Below are 6,037 nucleotides of genomic sequence, written 5' to 3' on the forward strand. Positions count from 1 at the left end.
GGTAGCCCGATGGTTGAGCGGGGTGCTACCCGCCATCATACTGATTCTGGTTGGGCTATTTGCCGTGATGGTGATCCGCGATTACGGGCGTGAAAGTGACGCAGCGCGGCAGACGCTGCTGGAAAAAGGCAGTGTGCTAATCCGTGCACTGGAGTCGGGGACGCGCGTCGGGATGGGCATGCGGATGCATCATGCTCAGCAGCAAACGCTGCTCGAAGAGATGGCGGGGCAGCCAGGCGTGCTGTGGTTTGCCGTGACCGATGCGCAGGGCAACGTTGTCATGCACAGCGATCCTGCCCTGGTCGGGAAAACGCTCTACTCGCCAGCAGAGATGCACACATTACACCCAGGAGAAGAGGCGCGCTGGCGTGCGCTTGACGCGACGGATGCGCAAGGGGAGAGCGTTCCGGCGCTGGAGATCTATCGTCAGTTCCAGCCGCTGTTTTTCCCTGGACGACACGGGATGCGCGGGATGTCGCGTGGTAATGGCGCAATGCCGGGTTCTGCTCATCAGTTCATTTTTATCGCCTTTGATGCCAGTGAGTTGGCCGTGACGCAGGCGCGTGAGTGGCGTAATACGCTGATTATGCTTTTCGCGCTGATCACCGTGCTGCTGGCGACCCTCCTGACGTTTTTCTGGTACCGGCGATACCTGCGTTCTCGCCAGCTGTTGCAGGATGAGATGAACCGTAAAGAGAAGCTGGTGGCGATCGGGCATCTGGCCGCAGGCGTCGCGCATGAGATTCGAAATCCGCTCTCTTCCATCAAAGGACTGGCAAAGTACTTTGCTGAACGCGCGCCAGCGGGCGGTGAAGCGCATGAACTGGCGCAGGTGATGGCGAAAGAGGCCGATCGTTTAAACCGGGTGGTCAGTGAACTGCTGGAACTGGTGAAGCCCGCGCACTTGTCCTTGCAGTCGGTGGATCTCAATGCGGTAATTGACCACTCTCTGCAACTGGTCAGCCAGGACGCGCAGAGCCGGGCGATTGAGCTGCATTTTGTGTCTGACCCTGCACTGCCGCCCATTCAGGCTGACCCGGACCGGCTGACGCAGGTGTTGCTGAATCTTTATCTGAACGCGATTCATGCCATCGATCGGCAGGGAAACATCCGCGTTGAGGCAAGCACAAGCGGAGCCGATCGCGTTAAAATCACCGTTGCAGACAGCGGGAAAGGGATTGCGGCGGAACAGTTGGCCGCCATTTTCACCCCTTATTTCACGACGAAAGCGGACGGTACGGGACTGGGGCTGGCGGTGGTACAGAACATCATTGAACAGCATGGCGGGACGATCCAGGCGGATAGCCTGCCAGGTAAAGGCGCAACGTTCACCCTCTGGCTCCCGGTGACGTTAACACGTAAGGATTCACAAGGATGATTCGCGCAAAGATCGATATTCTGGTAGTGGATGACGACGTCAGCCACTGCACTATTTTACAGGCACTCCTGCGAGGATGGGGCTATGACGTCGCGCTGGCCTACAGCGGACGAGCCGCACTCGAGCAGGTGCGTGAACACGTCTTTGATCTCGTGTTGTGCGATGTACGCATGGCGGAGATGGACGGCATCGAAACGCTGAAAGAGATCAAGACGCTGAACCCGGCAATTCCGGTGCTGATCATGACGGCGTTTTCCAGCGTGGAGACGGCGGTAGAGGCGCTAAAAACCGGCGCGCAGGATTACTTAATCAAACCGTTGGATTTTGACAATCTGCAAACGACGCTGGAAAACGCGCTGGCGCATACGCGAGCATCCGCCAGCGAGCTGCCGTCAGTTTCCGCCTCGCAGTTTGGGATGGTCGGCGAAAGCCCGGCGATGCAGCAACTGCTGAGTGAAATTGCGATGGTTGCGCCTTCCGATGCAACGGTATTGATTCATGGAGATTCTGGCACCGGGAAAGAGCTGGTGGCGCGCGCGCTGCATGCCTGCAGTGAGCGGAGCGACAAACCGCTGATAACGTTGAACTGCGCGGCGCTCAACGAGTCGCTACTGGAATCTGAGCTGTTCGGTCATGAAAAAGGCGCATTTACCGGTGCCGACAAGCGCCGGGAAGGGCGTTTTGTCGAAGCCGATGGCGGCACGCTGTTTCTTGATGAGATTGGTGATATCTCGCCGATGATGCAGGTGCGGTTACTGCGGGCGATTCAGGAACGCGAAGTTCAGCGTGTGGGCAGCAACCAGACGATCTCGGTCGATGTCCGCCTGATTGCCGCGACTCATCGCGATCTGGCACAAGAGGTGCAGGCCGGACGTTTTCGTCAGGATCTCTACTATCGCCTGAACGTAGTGACCATTGAAACGCCGTCGCTGCGTCAGCGGCGGGAAGATATCCCCCTGTTGGCTGACCACTTTCGCCAGCGGTTTGCTGAACGTAACCGTAAGGCGGTGAAAGGGTTTACCCCACGGGCGATGGATCTGCTGATTCACTACGACTGGCCGGGGAATATCCGTGAGCTGGAAAATGCAATTGAGCGTTCAGTGGTCCTGCTGACCGGAGAGTATATTTCTGAGCGCGAGCTGCCGCTGGCGATTGCGAGTCAGCCCCTGCCGCTCATGACGGAACAGGCCATTCAGCCGCTGGTGGAAGTCGAAAAAGAGGTGATTCTGGCGGCGCTGGAAAAAACGGGCGGCAACAAAACGGAAGCCGCCCGTCAGCTAGGGATTACGCGAAAGACGCTGCTGGCGAAACTGTCGCGTTAGTTCTGTTCACGCTCAATGGCGCGCCAGCCGATGTCTTTACGGCAAAAACAGTCGTCCCAGTGGATATCGGTCATTAAGGCATAGGCGCGTTTCTGCGCCTCTGCCACCGTATCCCCCAGCGCAGTGACGCACAGCACGCGACCACCGCTGGTGACAACCTGCTCGTTATCGTCCAGTCGGGTGCCGGCGTGGAACACTTTGCCATCTGCCACTTCTTCCAATGGCAAACCGTGGATCACGTCGCCGGTGCGATAATCGCCAGGATAACCGCCCGCTGCCATCACCACGCCAAGCGAGGCGCGATCATCCCACTCTGATTTTTGCTCGTCCAGTTTGCCTTCGCAGGCAGCAAGGCAAAGCTCAACCAGATCGGATTTCATACGCAGCATGATGGGCTGGGTTTCCGGATCGCCAAAGCGGCAGTTAAATTCGATCACCTTCGGATTGCCCTGTTTGTCGATCATCAGACCGGCATACAGGAAACCGGTATAGGTGTTACCTTCTGCCGCCATGCCTTTGACGGTTGGCCAGATGATGCGTTCCATCGTGCGCTGGTGGACGTCATCCGTCACCACCGGCGCCGGAGAATAGGCACCCATCCCGCCGGTGTTCAGGCCGGTATCACCATCGCCTACGCGCTTATGATCCTGACTGGTCGCCATCGGCAAGACGTGCTCGCCGTCGACCATCACGATAAAGCTGGCTTCTTCGCCGTCGAGGAACTCTTCAATCACGATGCGATGACCCGCGTCGCCAAACGCGTTGCCAGCCAGCATATCATGTACGGCGGCTTCGGCTTCTTCCAGCGTCATTGCGACAATCACACCCTTACCGGCAGCCAGACCGTCAGCCTTAATGACGATCGGCGCGCCTTTCTCACGCAGATAAGCGAGAGCTGGTTCGATCTCCGTAAAGTTCTGATATTCGGCCGTCGGGATCTGGTGACGTGCAAGGAAATCTTTGGTGAACGCTTTGGAACCTTCCAGTTGTGCCGCGCCTGCGGTTGGACCGAAGATTTTCAGGCCCGCCGCACGGAAGGTATCGACCACGCCTTTCACCAGCGGCGCTTCCGGGCCGACGATCGTCAGGTCAATCTTTTCACTCTGGGCAAAGTTCAGCAGTGCCGGAATATCGGTTGCGCCGATCGCGACGTTTTGCAGCGTCGGTTCCAGCGCGGTGCCGGCGTTACCCGGTGCAACAAATACGGTTGCCACTGTTGGTGACTGAGCGGCTTTCCACGCCAGAGCGTGCTCGCGCCCGCCGTTTCCGATAACTAATACTTTCATGTTTCGCTCCATTAATGGCGGAAGTGGCGCATGTCGGTGAAGATCATCGCAATGCCGTGTTCGTCAGCGGCGGCAATGACTTCATCATCACGGATGGAACCGCCTGGCTGGATCACGCAGCTCACGCCAACAGCGGCAGCAGCATCAATACCATCGCGGAACGGGAAGAAGGCGTCGGACGCCATCGCGGAACCTTTCACTTCCAGACCTTCATCCGCGGCTTTGATCCCGGCAATTTTAGCGGAGTAGACGCGGCTCATCTGGCCTGCGCCAATACCGATAGTCATGTTCTCTTTGGCGTAAACAATGGCGTTGGATTTAACGAACTTCGCGACTTTCCAGCAGAACAGCGCGTCGCGCAGTTCCTGTTCGGTCGGCTGGCGCTTCGTCACCACGCGCAGCTCACCGGCAGTGACCATACCCAGATCGCGATCCTGTACCAGCAGACCGCCGTTAACACGTTTGAAGTCCAGGCCCGGCACGCGCTCAGCCCACTGACCGCAGGTCAGAACGCGCACGTTTTGCTTGGCAGCGGTGATTTTCAGCGCCTCATCGGTCGCTGATGGAGCGATGATCACTTCGACAAACTGACGGGAGATGATGGCCTGCGCCGTTTCAGCATCCAGTTCGCGGTTAAAGGCGATGATGCCGCCGAAGGCAGATGTTGGGTCGGTTTTGTAGGCGCGATCGTAGGCATCCAGAATAGAGGTGCTTACGGCAACGCCGCATGGGTTCGCGTGCTTGACGATAACGCAGGCTGGCTCGCTGAACTCTTTCACACATTCCAGCGCGGCGTCGGTATCGGCGATGTTGTTATAGGAGAGCGCTTTGCCCTGAACCTGCTGAGCGGTTGCAACGGAGGCTTCTTGTACGTTCTCTTCTATATAGAAGGCAGCCTGCTGGTGGCTGTTTTCACCGTAGCGCATATCCTGCTTCTTAATGAAGTTCAGGTTCAGCGTCCGCGGGAAGCGACCCGCGGCGTCTTTGCTTTCGCCGTGATAGGCCGGAACCATGCTGCCAAAATAGTTGGCAATCATACTGTCGTAAGCGGCGGTGTGTTCGAAGGCTTTAATCGCGAGGTCGAAACGGGTATCGAGGGTCAAAGAGCCGTCGTTGGCATCCATCTCTTTAATAATGGCGTCGTAGTCGCTGCTCTTTACAACGATTGCGACATCTTTATGGTTCTTTGCGGCAGAGCGCACCATTGTCGGCCCGCCGATGTCAATGTTCTCTACAGCATCTTCCAGTGAGCAGCCTTCGCGGGCAACGGTCTGGGCGAACGGATAAAGGTTAACAACCACCATGTCGATGGGGGCGATGCCGTGCTGTTCCATAATCCCGTCATCCTGACCGCGACGACCGAGAATGCCGCCGTGTACTTTAGGATGCAGGGTTTTGACGCGTCCATCCATCATTTCCGGGAAACCGGTGTAATCGGAAACTTCGGTCACCGGCAGACCTTTCTCTGCTAACAGACGGGCAGTGCCCCCTGTCGACAGCAGATCCACACCACGTGCGGAAAGTGCCTGGGCGAATTCGACGATACCAGCTTTGTCAGAAACACTGAGCAGAGCGCGGCGGACTGGACGACGTTGTTGCATGGTAAATCCCCTGGATTTGACGATAACAGAGAGCGTTAGCTGAATTTTTCGTGAAAAACTTAGCTAACGCCCCTAACGGGGCATCCTTGTTTTGCGGGGGCATTGTAACGAAAACGTTTGCGCAACGCTCGCGAATTTTTCTTTTTCGATTCTGGTTCTGATTTTCTCTCTATATAGATCGTTAACGGCAGGGAAGATCCGCTCAAAGATCCCGACGACTGTGGATAAGTCTGTGTGTAAAAGGGTATAAGGCGGGGTTTTGCTGGGGAATGCAGCAGTCAGTCATTTTTCTGCAACTTTTCTATTGCGGATGCTCGGGAACTCCCTATAATGCGCCTCCATCGACACGGCGGATGTGAATCACTTCACACAAACAGCCGGTTCGGTTGAAGAGAAAAATCCTGAAAATCAGGGTTGACTCTGAAAGAGGAAAGCGTAATATACGCCACC

Annotated in this window: 4 protein-coding genes; 2 read left to right on the top strand and 2 right to left on the bottom strand. The window is 56.8% G+C overall.

Going from position 1 to position 6,037, the window contains the following annotated elements:
• The coding region (gene zraS, locus AB7E14_RS19270; RefSeq protein WP_428169809.1) for a two-component system sensor histidine kinase ZraS at positions 1 to 1,378 on the top strand (1,378 nt) is incomplete at its 5' end.
• Positions 1,375 to 2,700: a sigma-54-dependent response regulator transcription factor ZraR gene (gene zraR / locus AB7E14_RS19275; protein ID WP_058587261.1), complete on the top strand. Its 1,326-nt coding sequence runs from the start codon at positions 1,375 to 1,377 to the stop codon at positions 2,698 to 2,700. The genes zraS and zraR, both read left to right, overlap by 4 nt.
• Here the strand turns inward: zraR and purD are convergent.
• Positions 2,697 to 3,986: a phosphoribosylamine--glycine ligase gene (gene purD, locus AB7E14_RS19280; RefSeq protein WP_044326879.1), complete on the bottom strand. Its 1,290-nt coding sequence runs from the start codon at positions 3,984 to 3,986 to the stop codon at positions 2,697 to 2,699. The two genes, zraR and purD, sit on opposite strands and share 4 nt — an antisense overlap.
• A gap of 11 nt (positions 3,987 to 3,997) precedes the next feature.
• Entirely contained in the window at positions 3,998 to 5,587 is a 1,590-nt protein-coding gene (purH, locus tag AB7E14_RS19285; protein WP_044256817.1) for a bifunctional phosphoribosylaminoimidazolecarboxamide formyltransferase/IMP cyclohydrolase, read from the bottom strand.
• Between the last annotated feature and the right edge of the window lie 450 nt (positions 5,588 to 6,037).

It is taken from the genome of Citrobacter sp. (assembly GCF_050252275.1).
Lineage (GTDB): Bacteria > Pseudomonadota > Gammaproteobacteria > Enterobacterales > Enterobacteriaceae > Citrobacter_A > Citrobacter_A amalonaticus.